Annotated in this window: 27 protein-coding genes and 1 pseudogene; all 28 read left to right on the top strand. The window is 40.6% G+C overall.

The genetic code is table 11. From position 1 onward, the window contains the following. The first annotated feature begins 41 nt into the window (after positions 1-41). Complete coding sequence (rplC, locus tag QRN68_RS08690; RefSeq protein ID WP_068986544.1) at positions 42-671, top strand: 50S ribosomal protein L3; 630 nt, start codon at positions 42-44, stop codon at positions 669-671. A gap of 26 nt (positions 672-697) precedes the next feature. Next, the gene (gene rplD, locus QRN68_RS08685; protein WP_012296062.1) at positions 698-1,321 is read left to right on the top strand and encodes a 50S ribosomal protein L4; all 624 of its coding nucleotides are present in this window, start codon (positions 698-700) and stop codon (positions 1,319-1,321) included. Then, positions 1,321-1,605 carry a 50S ribosomal protein L23 gene (rplW, locus tag QRN68_RS08680; RefSeq protein WP_285396417.1) on the top strand — a complete coding sequence of 95 codons (285 nt, stop codon included), beginning with the start codon at positions 1,321-1,323 and terminating at the stop codon, positions 1,603-1,605. Before rplD ends, rplW begins: the two co-directional genes overlap by 1 nt. A gap of 48 nt (positions 1,606-1,653) precedes the next feature. Continuing rightward, a complete protein-coding gene (rplB, locus tag QRN68_RS08675; RefSeq protein WP_068986542.1) occupies positions 1,654-2,484 on the top strand; it encodes a 50S ribosomal protein L2 in 831 nt (276 codons plus the stop codon). A gap of 60 nt (positions 2,485-2,544) precedes the next feature. Further along, complete coding sequence (gene rpsS, locus QRN68_RS08670; RefSeq protein WP_008181911.1) at positions 2,545-2,823, top strand: 30S ribosomal protein S19; 279 nt, start codon at positions 2,545-2,547, stop codon at positions 2,821-2,823. A gap of 22 nt (positions 2,824-2,845) precedes the next feature. After that, positions 2,846-3,190, top strand: coding sequence for a 50S ribosomal protein L22 (rplV, locus tag QRN68_RS08665; protein ID WP_004233639.1), 345 nt, complete (start codon positions 2,846-2,848; stop codon positions 3,188-3,190). 3 nt (positions 3,191-3,193) lie between these two features. Further along, entirely contained in the window at positions 3,194-3,847 is a 654-nt protein-coding gene (gene rpsC, locus QRN68_RS08660) for a 30S ribosomal protein S3 (RefSeq protein ID WP_025116438.1), read from the top strand. Between the two features lies 1 nt (position 3,848). Beyond that, positions 3,849-4,283 (top strand): 50S ribosomal protein L16, encoded by a 435-nt coding sequence (gene rplP, locus QRN68_RS08655; RefSeq protein ID WP_054767906.1) that lies wholly within the window; start codon positions 3,849-3,851, stop codon positions 4,281-4,283. Further along, positions 4,273-4,473: a 50S ribosomal protein L29 gene (gene rpmC, locus QRN68_RS08650; protein ID WP_004233646.1), complete on the top strand. Its 201-nt coding sequence runs from the start codon at positions 4,273-4,275 to the stop codon at positions 4,471-4,473. The genes rplP and rpmC overlap by 11 nt, the downstream gene beginning before the upstream one ends. A gap of 18 nt (positions 4,474-4,491) precedes the next feature. After that, a complete protein-coding gene (rpsQ, locus tag QRN68_RS08645; protein ID WP_285396414.1) occupies positions 4,492-4,755 on the top strand; it encodes a 30S ribosomal protein S17 in 264 nt (87 codons plus the stop codon). Positions 4,756-4,798: 43 nt separating this feature from the next. Further along, positions 4,799-5,167 carry a 50S ribosomal protein L14 gene (gene rplN / locus QRN68_RS08640; RefSeq protein ID WP_004233650.1) on the top strand — a complete coding sequence of 123 codons (369 nt, stop codon included), beginning with the start codon at positions 4,799-4,801 and terminating at the stop codon, positions 5,165-5,167. 35 nt (positions 5,168-5,202) lie between these two features. Further along, positions 5,203-5,511, top strand: a complete 309-nt coding sequence (gene rplX, locus QRN68_RS08635; protein ID WP_053482809.1) for a 50S ribosomal protein L24 — start codon at positions 5,203-5,205, stop codon at positions 5,509-5,511. 28 nt (positions 5,512-5,539) lie between these two features. Beyond that, a complete protein-coding gene (gene rplE, locus QRN68_RS08630; RefSeq protein ID WP_079562362.1) occupies positions 5,540-6,079 on the top strand; it encodes a 50S ribosomal protein L5 in 540 nt (179 codons plus the stop codon). Between the two features lie 21 nt (positions 6,080-6,100). Beyond that, on the top strand, positions 6,101-6,286 hold the full coding sequence (locus QRN68_RS08625; RefSeq protein WP_004233656.1) for a type Z 30S ribosomal protein S14: 186 nt from the start codon (positions 6,101-6,103) through the stop codon (positions 6,284-6,286). Positions 6,287-6,315: 29 nt separating this feature from the next. Further along, a complete protein-coding gene (gene rpsH / locus QRN68_RS08620; protein ID WP_008181717.1) occupies positions 6,316-6,714 on the top strand; it encodes a 30S ribosomal protein S8 in 399 nt (132 codons plus the stop codon). Positions 6,715-6,744: 30 nt separating this feature from the next. Next, entirely contained in the window at positions 6,745-7,284 is a 540-nt protein-coding gene (rplF, locus tag QRN68_RS08615; protein WP_249075421.1) for a 50S ribosomal protein L6, read from the top strand. A gap of 32 nt (positions 7,285-7,316) precedes the next feature. Beyond that, positions 7,317-7,676, top strand: coding sequence for a 50S ribosomal protein L18 (rplR, locus tag QRN68_RS08610; RefSeq protein ID WP_083227117.1), 360 nt, complete (start codon positions 7,317-7,319; stop codon positions 7,674-7,676). Positions 7,677-7,697: 21 nt separating this feature from the next. Further along, entirely contained in the window at positions 7,698-8,201 is a 504-nt protein-coding gene (gene rpsE / locus QRN68_RS08605) for a 30S ribosomal protein S5 (protein ID WP_068986538.1), read from the top strand. Between the two features lie 13 nt (positions 8,202-8,214). Then, a complete protein-coding gene (gene rpmD, locus QRN68_RS08600) occupies positions 8,215-8,397 on the top strand; it encodes a 50S ribosomal protein L30 (RefSeq protein WP_049662869.1) in 183 nt (60 codons plus the stop codon). A gap of 34 nt (positions 8,398-8,431) precedes the next feature. Further along, positions 8,432-8,872 carry a 50S ribosomal protein L15 gene (gene rplO, locus QRN68_RS08595; RefSeq protein WP_079562360.1) on the top strand — a complete coding sequence of 147 codons (441 nt, stop codon included), beginning with the start codon at positions 8,432-8,434 and terminating at the stop codon, positions 8,870-8,872. Continuing rightward, entirely contained in the window at positions 8,872-10,167 is a 1,296-nt protein-coding gene (gene secY / locus QRN68_RS08590) for a preprotein translocase subunit SecY (protein ID WP_285396408.1), read from the top strand. The genes rplO and secY overlap by 1 nt, the downstream gene beginning before the upstream one ends. A gap of 70 nt (positions 10,168-10,237) precedes the next feature. After that, the gene (locus QRN68_RS08585; protein WP_285396406.1) at positions 10,238-10,891 is read left to right on the top strand and encodes an adenylate kinase; all 654 of its coding nucleotides are present in this window, start codon (positions 10,238-10,240) and stop codon (positions 10,889-10,891) included. Between the two features lie 249 nt (positions 10,892-11,140). Next, a pseudogene (locus QRN68_RS08580) lies at positions 11,141-11,218 on the top strand (type I methionyl aminopeptidase); the annotation flags it as partial. Between the two features lie 86 nt (positions 11,219-11,304). After that, on the top strand, positions 11,305-11,523 hold the full coding sequence (infA, locus tag QRN68_RS08575) for a translation initiation factor IF-1 (protein WP_004233690.1): 219 nt from the start codon (positions 11,305-11,307) through the stop codon (positions 11,521-11,523). A gap of 37 nt (positions 11,524-11,560) precedes the next feature. After that, a complete protein-coding gene (gene rpmJ, locus QRN68_RS08570) occupies positions 11,561-11,674 on the top strand; it encodes a 50S ribosomal protein L36 (protein ID WP_000868344.1) in 114 nt (37 codons plus the stop codon). A 24-nt stretch (positions 11,675-11,698) separates the two neighbouring features. Further along, a complete protein-coding gene (gene rpsM, locus QRN68_RS08565; RefSeq protein ID WP_285396401.1) occupies positions 11,699-12,064 on the top strand; it encodes a 30S ribosomal protein S13 in 366 nt (121 codons plus the stop codon). A gap of 25 nt (positions 12,065-12,089) precedes the next feature. Further along, a complete protein-coding gene (rpsK, locus tag QRN68_RS08560) occupies positions 12,090-12,479 on the top strand; it encodes a 30S ribosomal protein S11 (protein WP_036151912.1) in 390 nt (129 codons plus the stop codon). A 139-nt stretch (positions 12,480-12,618) separates the two neighbouring features. Beyond that, entirely contained in the window at positions 12,619-13,563 is a 945-nt protein-coding gene (locus tag QRN68_RS08555; RefSeq protein WP_004233733.1) for a DNA-directed RNA polymerase subunit alpha, read from the top strand. The last annotated feature ends 57 nt before the right edge of the window (positions 13,564-13,620 follow it).

Genomic DNA, 13,620 nt, shown 5'->3' with positions numbered 1-13,620 from the left:
AAAAAAATATAACTTTTTAAAACTTACAGGAGGTGTGACAAATGGCTAAAGGAATCTTAGGTAGAAAAATTGGTATGACACAAGTTTTCGCTGAAAACGGCGATTTAATCCCGGTAACAGTTATCGAAGCTACTCCAAACGTAGTTCTTCAAAAGAAAACTGTTGATACAGACGGCTACGAAGCTATCCAAGTTGGTTTTGAAGACAAGCGCGTTAAGCTTTCTAACAAACCAGAGCAAGGTCACGTAGCAAAAGCGAACACTGCTCCTAAGCGCTTCATTCGTGAATTCCGCAACGTGAACGTGGGAGAATACGAAGTTGGTCAAGAAGTCAAAGTAGAAATTTTCGCAGAAGGCGATGTAATTGATGTAACAGGTGTTACTAAAGGTAAAGGTTTCCAAGGTGTAATTAAACGCCATGGTCAATCTCGTGGTCCTATGGCCCACGGTTCTCGTTACCACCGTCGTCCTGGTTCAATGGGTCCAGTTGCTCCGAACCGCGTATTCAAACAAAAGAAATTACCTGGTCAAATGGGTGGCACTGTAGTTACAATCCAAAACTTAGAAATCGTGAAAGTTGATGCGGAACGTAACTTACTACTTGTTAAAGGTAATGTTCCTGGTTCTAAAAAAGCTCTAGTTACAGTTAAAACTGCAATTAAAGCTAAGTAATCACCTAAGGAAAGGAGGAAACAGGAATGACAAAAGTATCTGTACTTAGTCAAACAGGTGCTTCAGTTGGTGAAATCGAATTAAACGATGCGATTTTTGGAATCGAGCCAAATGAAGCAGTATTATTCGACGCTGTAGTAGCACAACGCGCTTCTCTTCGTCAAGGTAATCACAAGGTTAAAAACCGTTCTGAAGTTGCTGGTGGTGGTCGTAAACCATGGCGTCAAAAAGGAACTGGTCGTGCTCGTCAAGGTTCTATCCGTTCTCCACAATGGCGCGGCGGTGGTATCGTATTCGGTCCAACTCCACGTAGCTACTCTTACAAATTACCTAAAAAAGTTCGTCGCTTAGCTCTTAAATCTGCTTTATCAGCTAAAGTGGTAGAACAAAACTTCTTAGTTCTTGATGCTCTTACACTAGCAGCACCAAAAACAAAAGAATTCACAAAAATCCTTAAAGATCTTTCTTTAGAGAAAAAATCTTTATTCGTTACTGCTGACCTAGATGAAAACGTAGCATTATCTGCTCGTAACATCCCTGGTGTAACAGTTTTAACTGCAAACGGAATCAACGTTCTTGATCTATTAGGTCACGAAAAAGTTGTATTCACTAAGTCTGCAGTAGAAAAAGTTGAGGAGGTGCTTGGATAATGGAAGCACGTGATATTTTAAAACGTCCGGTCATTACTGAGCGTTCTTCAGAACTTATGGCAGAGAAAAAGTATACTTTCGAAGTAGACACTCGCGCTAACAAAACTCAAGTAAAAGACGCTGTAGAAGAAATCTTTGGTGTACAAGTTGAGAAAGTAAACGTTCTTAACTACAAAGGTAAATTCAAACGCGTTGGCCGTTACGGTGGTTACACTAACAAACGTCGTAAAGCGATTGTTAAATTAACTGCTGATAGCAAAGAAATTGAATTATTCGAAATGTAATCCTTAAGGGATTTATGATTTGAACACTTAAGAAGGAGGGAAAACACAATGGCGATTAAAAAGTATAAACCTACCTCTAATGGTCGTCGTAACATGACGTCATTAGACTTTGCGGAAATTACAACTAACAAGCCTGAGAAATCATTGCTTGAACCTACTAAACGCAAAGCTGGTCGTAACAACCAAGGTAAAATCACTGTTCGTCATCATGGTGGTGGTCATAAGAAGCAATACCGTGTTATCGATTTCAAACGTGTTAAAGATGGCATTCCGGCAAAAGTTGCTACTATTGAATATGATCCAAACCGTTCTGCGAATATCGCATTAATTAATTACGCTGATGGAGCAAAAGCTTACATCTTAGCACCAAAAGGTCTAGAGGTTGGTCAAACAATCGTATCTGGTCCAGATGCTGATATTAAAGCAGGTAATGCATTACCATTAGCAAACATTCCAATGGGTACTACAATCCATAACATCGAGTTAAAACCTGGTAAAGGTGGACAATTAGTACGTTCTGCTGGTACTTCTGCGCAAGTACTTGGTCGTGAAGATAAGTACGTAATCGTTCGTCTTCAATCTGGTGAAGTACGTTTAGTTTTAGCTACTTGCCGTGCTACAATCGGTCAAGTTGGTAATGAACAACACGAACTTGTAAACATCGGTAAAGCAGGTCGTAGCCGTTGGTTAGGTAAACGCCCAGTAGTTCGTGGTTCTGTAATGAACCCTAACGATCACCCACACGGTGGTGGTGAAGGACGTTCTCCAATCGGACGTAAATCACCAATGACTCCTTGGGGTAAACCAGCACTTGGTTACAAAACTCGCAAGAAGAAAAACAAATCGGATAAATTCATTATCCGTAGTCGTAAAAAATAAAGTGGTTAAACTACGGTTCTATGTGAGAGCCGTGGTGGAATCACGGAGGGAGGTTCCTACATGGGCCGCAGCTTGAAAAAAGGACCTTTTGTTGATGACCATTTAATGAAAAAAGTGGAAGTGCAAGAGGCTTCTGAGAAAAAACAAGTTATTAAAACTTGGTCACGCCGTTCTACAATCTTCCCGAACTTCATCGGATTAACGATTGCAGTATATGATGGACGTAAACATGTTCCTGTATACGTAACAGAAGATATGGTAGGCCACAAACTTGGTGAGTTCGCACCTACACGTACTTACAAAGGTCACGGTGCAGACGACAAGAAAACAAGACGCTAATTTTGAGAGGAGGTAAATCCTAATGACACAAGCTAAAGCTATCGCTCGCACAGTACGCATTGCCCCTCGTAAAGTACGTCTAGTTGTAGACTTAATCCGAGGTAAGCAAGTTGGTGAGGCAGTTGCAATTTTACGTCATACTCCAAAAGCGGCGTCTCCAGTCGTTGAAAAAGTATTAAAATCTGCAGTTGCTAACGCTGAGCACAACTACGATCTTGACATCAACTCTTTAGTAGTTTCTGAAGTATTCGTTGATGAAGGTCCAACATTAAAACGTTTCCGTCCACGTGCACAAGGACGTGCAAGCGCAATTAACAAACGCACAAGCCACATCACTCTAGTGGTATCTGAGAAGAAGGAGGGTTAATCCGTGGGTCAAAAAGTACATCCAATAGGACTGCGCGTTGGTATTATTCGTGACTGGGAGTCAAAATGGTACGCTGAAAAAGACTATGCAACTCTACTTCACGAAGACATCAAAGTGCGTAAATATATTGAAACGGCTCTTAAAGACGCTTCTGTTTCTAAAGTAGAAATCGAACGTGCTGCAAACCGTGTAAACATCACAATTCACACTGCGAAACCAGGTATGGTAATCGGTAAAGGTGGTACTGAAGTTGAAAATCTTCGTAAATACCTTAGCGAGTTAACTGGTAAACGTGTACACATCAATATTATCGAAATTAAACGTGCTGATCTTGACGCTCGTCTAGTAGCTGAAAACATCGCTCGTCAATTAGAAAACCGTGTATCATTCCGTCGTGCGCAAAAGCAAGCGATCCAACGCACAATTCGTGCTGGTGCAAAAGGAATTAAAACACAAGTATCTGGTCGTTTAGGTGGCGCTGATATCGCGCGTGCTGAACACTATAGTGAAGGAACTGTTCCACTTCATACTCTACGTGCTGACATCGACTATGCACACGCAGAAGCTGACACTACTTACGGTAAATTAGGCGTTAAAGTATGGATCTACCGTGGTGAAGTTCTTCCTACGAAGAAATCTGTGGAAGGAGGCAAATAATATGTTATTGCCTAAACGCGTAAAATACCGTCGTGAACACCGCGGAAACATGCGTGGCGAAGCGAAAGGCGGCAAAGAAGTATCTTTCGGCGAATGGGGCTTACAAGCTCAAACAGCTAGCTGGATTACTAACCGTCAAATCGAATCTGCCCGTATCGCGATGACTCGTTACATGAAACGTGGCGGTAAAGTTTGGATTAAAATCTTCCCGCACAAGCCTTACACTAAAAAACCTCTAGAAGTCCGCATGGGTTCTGGTAAAGGTTCTCCTGAAGGCTGGGTAGCAGTAGTAAAACCAGGAAAAGTAATGTTCGAAATCGCTGGTGTATCTGAAGAGGTAGCACGTGAAGCACTTCGTTTAGCATCACATAAGCTTCCTGTTAAATGTAAGATCGTAAAACGTCAAGAAACTGGTGGTGAATCTAATGAAAGCTAATGAAATCCGTGACCTTGCCACTTCTGAAATCGAATTAAAAGTGAAATCACTGAAAGAAGAGCTTTTCAACCTTCGCTTCCAATTGGCGACTGGTCAATTAGAAAACACAGCTCGTATTCGTGAAGTGCGTAAAGCAATCGCGCGTATGAAAACTGTTATTCGTGAAAGAGAAATCAGTGCAAATAACTGATAAAGGAGGTTTTCAAGTATGACTGAGCGTAATCAACGCAAAGTTTACACGGGCCGCGTTGTTTCAGATAAAATGGACAAAACTATAACTGTTTTAGTTGAAACTCATAAAAAGCACAAGCTTTATGGTAAACGTGTAAAATACTCTAAAAAGTTTAAAACTCATGATGAGTTAAACACAGCGAAAATCGGTGATATCGTACGTATCATGGAAACTCGCCCGCTATCAGCTACTAAACGATTCCGTCTAGTTGAAGTTGTAGAAAAAGCGGTTATTATTTAATAACTATTTCGGAACAACCAATTTCCGAAGGGAGGTAACCTAAGTGATCCAACAAGAAAGTCGTATGAAAGTTGCTGACAACTCAGGTGCACGCGAAGTTCTTACAATTAAGGTGCTTGGTGGCTCTGGCCGTAAAACTGCTAACATCGGTGATATCGTTGTTTGTACAGTTAAGAAAGCAACACCAGGTGGCGTTGTCAAGAAGGGTGACGTTGTTAAAGCTGTTATCGTTCGTACTAAATCAGGCGTACGTCGTAAAGACGGTACGTACATCAAATTTGATGAAAATGCTTGTGTAATTATTCGTGATGATAAATCACCACGCGGAACTCGTATTTTCGGACCTGTTGCACGTGAATTACGTGACAGCAACTTCATGAAAATCGTTTCTCTAGCTCCAGAAGTTCTTTAATTTCATGATAGTGCCAATCAAGGAGGTGCGACAGCATGCATGTAAAAAAAGGTGACAAGGTTAAGGTAATCACTGGTAAGGACAAAGGCAAAGAAGGCGTAATCCTTGCTGCTTACCCTAAACAAGATCGCGTTCTTGTTGAAGGTGTGAACATCGTGAAAAAACACGTAAAACCTAACCAATTGAATCCACAAGGTGGAATTGTTAGCCAAGAAGCTGCAATTCACGTTTCGAACGTAATGCTAATCGATCCTAAATCTGGCGAGCCGACTCGTGTAGGTTATAAAATCGAAAACGGTAAAAAAGTTCGTGTTGCAAAAAAATCAGGTGCAGTAATCGACTAACTAGTATAAAAAGAAGGGAGGTACACACATGAGCCGCCTAAAAGAAAAATATTTAAATGAAGTTTCAACTGCTCTTATGAGCAAATTTGGATATAAATCAGTTATGCAATTGCCGAAAGTTGACAAAATCGTTATCAACATGGGTGTTGGTGATGCAGTTCAAAACTCAAAAGCATTAGATGCAGCTGTAGAAGAATTAACAATTATCACTGGTCAAAAACCAGTTGTAACTAAAGCGAAAAAATCGATCGCAGGTTTCCGTCTACGTGAAGGTATGCCTATCGGTGCTAAAGTTACATTACGCGGTGAGCGTATGTATGAATTCTTGGACAAATTAATCTCAATTTCACTACCTCGTGTACGTGACTTCCGTGGTGTTTCTAAAAAAGCATTCGATGGTCGCGGTAACTACACTTTAGGTGTTAAAGAGCAATTAATTTTCCCAGAAATCGATTACGATAAAGTTTCAAAAGTACGCGGTATGGACATCGTGATCGTAACGACAGCGAACTCTGACGAAGAAGCTCGCGAGTTATTGACACAATTCGGTATGCCGTTCCAAAAGTAATTAAACAAGGAGGGCGAAAACGTGGCTAAAAAATCTATGATCGTTAAACAACAACGTAAGCAAAAGTTTAAAGTGCAAGAATATACACGTTGTGAACGCTGTGGTCGTCCACACTCTGTGTATCGCAAATTCAAACTTTGCCGTATTTGTTTCCGAGAACTTGCATATAAGGGACAAATTCCTGGCGTGAAAAAAGCCAGCTGGTAATCCCCTAATTTGGGAAGGAGGTAAATGTAATGACAATGACTGATCCGATTGCAGATATGCTTACTCGCATTCGTAATGCGAACATGGTTCGTCACGAGAAGTTAGAAGTACCAGCTTCCAACGTGAAAAAAGAAATCGCTGAAATTTTAAAGCGCGAAGGTTTCGTACGTGACGTAGAATACGTAGAAGATAACAAGCAAGGTATTATCCGTATCTTCTTAAAATACGGTAAAGATAACGAGCGTGTTATCACTGGCTTAAAACGTATTTCTAAACCTGGTCTACGAGTATATGCTAAAACAAATGAAGTGCCTAAAGTACTGAACGGTCTTGGTATCGCTTTAGTGTCAACTTCACAAGGTCTATTAACAGATAAAGAAGCTCGCGCTAAACAAGTTGGCGGCGAAGTTCTAGCATACGTTTGGTAATTAGCAATAAATGAATGGAGGTGCAACTAAATGTCTCGTGTAGGTAAAAAAATTATCGAGGTACCAGCTAACGTAACTGTTACTGTTGCAGCTGACAACACTGTTACTGTTAAAGGTCCTAAAGGCGAACTTGTTCGTTCTTTCCACCAAGATATGAAAATTGAGCAAGAAGGAAATGTGATTTCTGTATCTCGTCCTTCTGACTCAAAAGAACACCGCACAAACCACGGTACAACTCGTGCGCTTTTAGCGAACATGGTTACTGGTGTTTCTGTAGGTTTCGAAAAATCATTAGAACTAATCGGTGTCGGTTACCGCGCGCAATTACAAGGTAAAAAACTTGTTCTTAACGTAGGTTACTCTCACCCAGTTGAGTTCACACCTGAAGATGGTCTAGAAGTAGAAGTTCCTTCTAACACTAAAATCATCGTTAAAGGTATTAGCAAAGAACGCGTTGGCGCTCTTGCATCTAACATCCGTGACGTTCGTCCACCAGAGCCGTACAAAGGTAAAGGGATCCGTTACGAAGGCGAATACGTTCGTCGTAAAGAAGGTAAAACAGGTAAATAATGCTGCCTAAGCATTAGAAAGGAGTGACCCTTGTGATTACGAAACAAGATAAAAATCAGGTTCGTAAAAAACGTCATGCACGTGTACGTTCTAAAATTTCGGGTACTGCTGAGCGTCCACGCTTAAACGTATTCCGTTCTAACAAGAACATTTACGCGCAACTTATCGATGACGTAGCAGGCGTAACACTTGTTAGCGCATCTTCTCAAGAAAATGGTTTTGAAGGTGCTGGTAGCAATGTTGATGCTGCAACTAAAGTCGGTGAAACAATCGCAAAACGCGCTACGGAAAAAAATATTACTGCTGTAGTATTTGACCGTGGTGGTTACTTATATCATGGACGCGTAAAAGCTTTAGCTGAAGCTGCACGTGAGAATGGTTTAGAATTTTAATAAGAAGGAGGGACACATTTCATGAGTCGAATTGACGCAAACAAACTTGGAGAACTTGAAGAACGCGTAGTTACTATTAACCGTGTTGCTAAAGTTGTTAAAGGTGGACGTCGCTTCCGCTTCACAGCATTAGTTGTTGTTGGCGATAAAAACGGACATGTAGGTTTCGGTACTGGTAAAGCTCAAGAAGTGCCAGACGCTATCCGCAAAGCTGTTGAAGATGCGAAGAAAAACTTAATCGAAGTGCCACGCGTAGGTGGAACAACTCCACACTTAGTGCAAGGTCGCTTTGGTGCAGGAGAAATCCTAATTAAACCTGCTGCTCCTGGTACAGGGGTTATCGCTGGTGGTCCAGTACGTGCCGTACTAGAACTTGCTGGTATTACTGATATTCTTTCAAAATCACTTGGATCTAACACACCAATTAACATGGTGCGTGCAACTATTCAAGGTTTAACTGAATTAAAACGCGTAGAGGACGTAGCTAAATTACGTGGTAAATCAGTGGAAGAAATATTAGGATAAGGGGGGAAAGATAATGGCTAACAAATTAGAAATCACCCTTACAAAATCTGTGATTGGTTCTAAACCAGCACAACGCAAAACTATTGAAGCACTAGGTTTACGTAAATTAAACCAAACTGTTGAGAAAGCTGATAATGCAGCTACTCGCGGTATGATTGATGTAGTAGCTCACTTAGTTACTGTAAAAGAAAACTAATTTTTAATTAACGAACAAGGAGGTGCCATCCAATATGAAACTTCATGAGTTAAAACCAGCAGAAGGTTCCCGTAAAGTACGTAACCGCGTAGGTCGCGGTATCGGTTCTGGTAACGGTAAAACTGCAGGTAGAGGTCATAAAGGTCAAAACTCTCGTTCTGGCGGCGGTGTACGCCCAGGATTCGAAGGTGGTCAAAACCCTTTATTCCGTCGTTTACCGAAACGCGGCTTTACTAACATTAACCGTAAAGAGTACGCGATCGTTAATCTTGACACATTAAACCGTTTTGAAGATGGTGCAGAAGTAACAACTGCATTATTACTTGAATCAGGTTTAGTGAGCAATGAAAAAGCTGGAATTAAAGTTCTTGGAAACGGAACTCTTAACAAAAAGCTTACAGTAAAAGCTCATAAATTCTCAGCTTCGGCTAAAGAAGCAATTGAAAATGCCGGCGGAACTACTGAGGTGATTTAATGTTTCAGACAATCTCTAACTTTATGCGTGTTCGAGATATACGAAATAAAATCATTTTCACTCTTTTAATGTTAATCGTTTTCCGTATTGGTACGTTTGTACCAGTACCGAACGTTGACGCTAATGTATTAAAGGCAACTGATGAGTACAACCTCGTTGGTTTCCTAAATACTTTTGGCGGTGGTGCTTTAAAGAACTTCTCCATCTTTGCGATGGGGATTATGCCTTACATCACTGCTTCAATCATTGTTCAGTTATTGCAAATGGACGTAGTACCGAAATTTGCTGAGTGGGCAAAGCAAGGTGAAGTCGGAAGACGTAAACTTGCACAATTTACTCGTTACTTTACAATAGTTCTTGCTTTTATCCAATCATTTGCGATGTCATTTGGCTTTAATAAAATGTATGGTGGATCTTTGATTAAAGAAGAAGGAATTTTAACTTACGTTACGATTTCCATTGTATTAACAGCGGGTACAGCATTCCTAGTATGGCTTGCTGAACAAATTACTGCGCATGGTGTTGGGAATGGTATTTCTGTTATAATTTTCGGAGGTATCGTTGCGGCATTACCGACAAGTGCCAACCAAATTTATGCACAGCAAATCGAGGGTGCTGGTGATAAACTATTTATCAACCTAGTGATCCTTGGATTACTTGTTTTAGTTATGCTTGCAGTTGTTGTTGGGGTTATCTATGTGCAACAAGCACTACGTAAAATTCCAATTCAATATGCAAAACGCGTTACTGGACGTAACCAACAAACTGGTGGTCAACAAACGCATTTACCGTTAAAAGTGAATGCTGCAGGGGTTATTCCGGTAATCTTTGCATCAGCGTTTATTACGGTACCCCGTATGTTAGTTCCGTTATTTGGTGAGAATGATGTAACAATATTCATTGGAAGCATGTTTGATAATACAAAACCTGTTGGAATGATTATTTACGTTGCATTGATCGTCGCGTTCACATATTTCTATGCATTCGTACAAGTGAATCCGGAAAATGTGGCAGATAACTTGAAAAAGCAAGGTGCTTACATTCCAGGTATTCGTCCTGGTGAAAGCACACAAACGTATTTAACAAGCGTGTTATATCGTCTAACATTTGTCGGTGCGATTTTCTTAACTGTTATTTCTGTAATGCCGGTTATATTCGTAAAATTTATGAATCTACCTGCTTCAGTGCAGATCGGTGGTACTAGTATAATTATCGTGGTCGGCGTAGCGCTAGAAACGATGAAACAGCTAGAATCTCAACTTGTTAAACGTCACTACAAAGGCTTTATGAAATAATGTTGGTTTTTAGGGAACGTTCCATCGTTTCCTGAAATCAGCAAACCTTTTGTGGGAGGAATATTTCCGTATGAATATCATTTTAATGGGTCTGCCAGGTGCTGGTAAAGGTACACAGGCAGATAAAATTGTTGAGAAGTACGCGATTCCTCATATTTCTACAGGCGATATGTTCCGTGCTGCTATGAAAGAGGGTACAGAACTAGGCTTACAGGCTAAATCGTTTATTGATCAAGGTGCACTAGTACCTGATGAAGTAACGATTGGTATTGTTCGTGAGCGACTTGCTAAACCTGATTGTGAAAAGGGCTTCTTATTAGATGGATTCCCACGTACTGTTCCTCAAGCTGAAGCTTTAGACAGCATTCTTGCTAATCTTGGCAAAGCTATTGAACATACTATTAACATCCAAGTTGAAAAAGATGAGTTAGTAGCTCGTCTATCAGGTCGTCGTATTTGTAAAACTTGTGGCACATCTTATCATCTAATTTTCAATCCTCCAGCTGAGGAAGGAAAATGTGATAAAGATGGCGGCGAGCTTTATACACGTGCGGATGATAATCCTGAAACGGTTGCGAACCGTCTGGAAGTAAATATGAAACAAGCACAACCTTTACTTGACTACTATGAAGTAAAGAATGTGTTAACAAATATAGATGGACAGCAAGATATTAATAAAGTGTTTGCTGATCTTGATGCTCTATTACAGGGCAGCCGCAGCTGATACCCGGCTCCGGGCGCAGAATACTGCTTCCGCGGGAGGCATGCGGGAGCAACAACGAAACATAATTTTTTTGAGAGTTGCAAAAGCATATTGTGCCCGGTATATATTTCTTTTAAAAAGTGCAACATTACTTTTGAAAGAGTATAATGGGTTTCGTGGAAGCATCTGTGTAACGGGTATGAATATCTCATCAAAGACATTCCGGTATTCGTGTAAACATGGGAGATTCAGTGCCCTTACTGGTTCTGTATATTCCGTGGATTGTGTGAAGCGAAACCAGACGAGCGTCTTTCAAACATCTCTCATACAATCCAAACATATGTTGAAACGAGGTTGCTTCTATGGTTGCAGCAGATATCCGTTTGATGTAACGATGAGAACTTTAATTTGCATATAGAGAGGAGACAGAGTAGATGGCGAAAGATGATGTAATTGAAGTCGAAGGGACAGTTGTTGAGACTTTGCCAAACGCGATGTTTAAGGTAGAATTAGAAAATGGACATGTGATTCTAGCACACGTTTCTGGTAAGATTCGTATGCACTTTATCCGTATTCTACCTGGAGATAAGGTTACTATCGAGTTATCTCCTTATGATTTAACTCGCGGTCGTATCACATACCGTTTTAAATAATCTTTTGCGCTCCGGACTACTAAGGAGGTTAGGTTAGATGAAAGTGAGACCATCTGTGAAACCGATCTGCGAAAAATGTAAAGTAATTCGCCGACGCGGTAAAGTAATGGTAATCTGTGAAAATCCTAAACACAAACAAAAACAAGGTTAATTCTAAAGGAGGTGCACAACGTACATGGCACGTATTGCTGGTGTTGATATTCCTCGCGAAAAACGCGTGGTAATTTCATTAACTTACATTTACGGTATTGGTAAAACTACAGCTCAGAAAGTATTAGCTGACGCAGGTATTTCAGAAGAAACACGCGTACGCGACTTAACTGAAGATGAGTTAAACAAAATCCGTGAACAATTAGATTCATACAAACTTGAAGGTGACTTACGTCGCGAAACTTCATTAAATATCAAACGTCTGATGGAAATCGGTTCATTCCGTGGTATCCGTCACCGTCGTGGTTTACCTGTTCGTGGTCAAAATACGAAAAACAATGCGCGTACGCGTAAAGGTCCTCGTAAAACTGTAGCGAACAAGAAAAAATAATAAGTAAAGGAGGTTCCTTCTTAACATGGCTCGTAAACAACAAACTCGTAAACGTCGTGTGAAAAAGAATATCGAATCTGGTATCGCACACATTCGTTCTACATTTAACAATACAATCGTAACGATTACAGATATGCAAGGTAACGCTGTATCTTGGTCAAGTGCTGGTGCTCTTGGTTTCCGTGGTTCACGTAAATCTACACCATTCGCTGCTCAAATGGCTGCAGAAACTGCTGCTAAAGCATCCCTTGAACATGGTCTGAAAACGTTGGAAGTAACTGTTAAAGGTCCTGGTGCAGGTCGTGAAGCTGCAATTCGTGCACTTCAAGCTGCTGGTTTAGAAGTAACTGCTATTAAAGACGTTACTCCAGTTCCTCATAATGGTTGCCGTCCGCCAAAACGTCGTCGCGTGTAATGGGTGCGTCTCATATTGTATGAGAACATCATTTTTTGTACAGACTGTCTTGTGCAGATAATTAACGATACGTCATTGACGATCGAATCTATGATGGAAAGAACCTATACATTCGATGTTTTGAGGGAGGGTAAATGAAATGATCGAAATTGAAAAACCAAAGATTGAAACGGTGGAGATCAGCGAAGATTCCAAATATGGAAAGTTTGTTGTAGAACCGCTTGAACGCGGATATGGAAACACTTTGGGTAATTCTTTACGTCGTATCCTTCTGTCTTCATTACCAGGAGCTGCTGTCACTTCAATCCAAATTGACGGTGTTCTTCACGAATTCTCAACTGTAGAAGGCGTAGTAGAAGATGTAGCTTCAATTATTTTGAACGTGAAAAAACTAGCTCTTAAAATCTACTCTGACGAAGAAAAAGTTATTGAGATTGATGTAAAAGGCGATGGTACAGTTACGGCTGCTGACATTACACATGACAGTGATGTGGAAATTTTAAACCCGGATCTATATATTGCAACAATCGCTAAAAACGGTCATTTACGTATGCGTATGTATGCACAACGCGGCCGTGGTTACACTCCTGCTGATCAAAACAAACGTGAGGATCTTCCTATCGGCGTGATCCCGATCGACTCTATTTACACTCCAGTATCACGCGTCAATTTCCAAGTGGAAAATACTCGTGTAGGTCAGTCTTCTGACTACGATAAACTTTCTCTTGATGTGTGGACAGATGGTAGCATCGGTCCGAAAGAGGCGATTTCGCTCGGAGCAAAAATTTTAACCGAGCACCTTAACATCTTCGTTGGCATGACAGATGAGGCACAAACTGCTGAAATCATGGTCGAAAAAGAAGAAGATCAAAAAGAAAAAGTTTTAGAGATGACTATCGAAGAACTTGATCTTTCTGTTCGTTCTTATAACTGCTTAAAACGCGCTGGTATTAATACAGTACTAGAACTTGCGAATAAGTCAGAAGACGATATGATGAAAGTTCGTAACCTTGGACGTAAGTCATTAGAAGAAGTAAAAGCGAAGTTAGAAGAGCTTGGTTTAGGATTACGCAAAGAAGACTAAGCGATTTAAACAAAACTTACAAGATCAGATATTTTTTTATAAAGGAGGGAAACATCC

Origin of the sequence: Lysinibacillus sp. fls2-241-R2A-57, from assembly GCF_030209535.1 — a bacterium.
Lineage (GTDB): Bacteria > Bacillota > Bacilli > Bacillales_A > Planococcaceae > Lysinibacillus.
This window is presented reverse-complemented; position numbering and strand designations above follow the sequence as displayed.

What these genes read in the sequence shown, in the direction of transcription:
- rplC (WP_068986544.1), top strand. Translation starts at nt 42, where the DNA reads ATGGCTAAAGGAATCTTAGGTAGAAAAATTGGTATGACACAAGTTTTC.
- rplD (WP_012296062.1), top strand. Translation starts at nt 698, where the DNA reads ATGACAAAAGTATCTGTACTTAGTCAAACAGGTGCTTCAGTTGGTGAA.
- rplW (WP_285396417.1), top strand. Translation starts at nt 1,321, where the DNA reads ATGGAAGCACGTGATATTTTAAAACGTCCGGTCATTACTGAGCGTTCT.
- rplB (WP_068986542.1), top strand. Translation starts at nt 1,654, where the DNA reads ATGGCGATTAAAAAGTATAAACCTACCTCTAATGGTCGTCGTAACATG.
- rpsS (WP_008181911.1), top strand. Translation starts at nt 2,545, where the DNA reads ATGGGCCGCAGCTTGAAAAAAGGACCTTTTGTTGATGACCATTTAATG.
- rplV (WP_004233639.1), top strand. Translation starts at nt 2,846, where the DNA reads ATGACACAAGCTAAAGCTATCGCTCGCACAGTACGCATTGCCCCTCGT.
- rplP (WP_054767906.1), top strand. Translation starts at nt 3,849, where the DNA reads ATGTTATTGCCTAAACGCGTAAAATACCGTCGTGAACACCGCGGAAAC.
- rpmC (WP_004233646.1), top strand. Translation starts at nt 4,273, where the DNA reads ATGAAAGCTAATGAAATCCGTGACCTTGCCACTTCTGAAATCGAATTA.
- rpsQ (WP_285396414.1), top strand. Translation starts at nt 4,492, where the DNA reads ATGACTGAGCGTAATCAACGCAAAGTTTACACGGGCCGCGTTGTTTCA.
- rplX (WP_053482809.1), top strand. Translation starts at nt 5,203, where the DNA reads ATGCATGTAAAAAAAGGTGACAAGGTTAAGGTAATCACTGGTAAGGAC.
- rplE (WP_079562362.1), top strand. Translation starts at nt 5,540, where the DNA reads ATGAGCCGCCTAAAAGAAAAATATTTAAATGAAGTTTCAACTGCTCTT.
- rpsH (WP_008181717.1), top strand. Translation starts at nt 6,316, where the DNA reads ATGACAATGACTGATCCGATTGCAGATATGCTTACTCGCATTCGTAAT.
- rplF (WP_249075421.1), top strand. Translation starts at nt 6,745, where the DNA reads ATGTCTCGTGTAGGTAAAAAAATTATCGAGGTACCAGCTAACGTAACT.
- rpsE (WP_068986538.1), top strand. Translation starts at nt 7,698, where the DNA reads ATGAGTCGAATTGACGCAAACAAACTTGGAGAACTTGAAGAACGCGTA.
- rpmD (WP_049662869.1), top strand. Translation starts at nt 8,215, where the DNA reads ATGGCTAACAAATTAGAAATCACCCTTACAAAATCTGTGATTGGTTCT.
- rplO (WP_079562360.1), top strand. Translation starts at nt 8,432, where the DNA reads ATGAAACTTCATGAGTTAAAACCAGCAGAAGGTTCCCGTAAAGTACGT.
- secY (WP_285396408.1), top strand. Translation starts at nt 8,872, where the DNA reads ATGTTTCAGACAATCTCTAACTTTATGCGTGTTCGAGATATACGAAAT.
- QRN68_RS08585 (WP_285396406.1), top strand. Translation starts at nt 10,238, where the DNA reads ATGAATATCATTTTAATGGGTCTGCCAGGTGCTGGTAAAGGTACACAG.
- infA (WP_004233690.1), top strand. Translation starts at nt 11,305, where the DNA reads ATGGCGAAAGATGATGTAATTGAAGTCGAAGGGACAGTTGTTGAGACT.
- rpmJ (WP_000868344.1), top strand. Translation starts at nt 11,561, where the DNA reads ATGAAAGTGAGACCATCTGTGAAACCGATCTGCGAAAAATGTAAAGTA.
- rpsM (WP_285396401.1), top strand. Translation starts at nt 11,699, where the DNA reads ATGGCACGTATTGCTGGTGTTGATATTCCTCGCGAAAAACGCGTGGTA.
- rpsK (WP_036151912.1), top strand. Translation starts at nt 12,090, where the DNA reads ATGGCTCGTAAACAACAAACTCGTAAACGTCGTGTGAAAAAGAATATC.
- QRN68_RS08555 (WP_004233733.1), top strand. Translation starts at nt 12,619, where the DNA reads ATGATCGAAATTGAAAAACCAAAGATTGAAACGGTGGAGATCAGCGAA.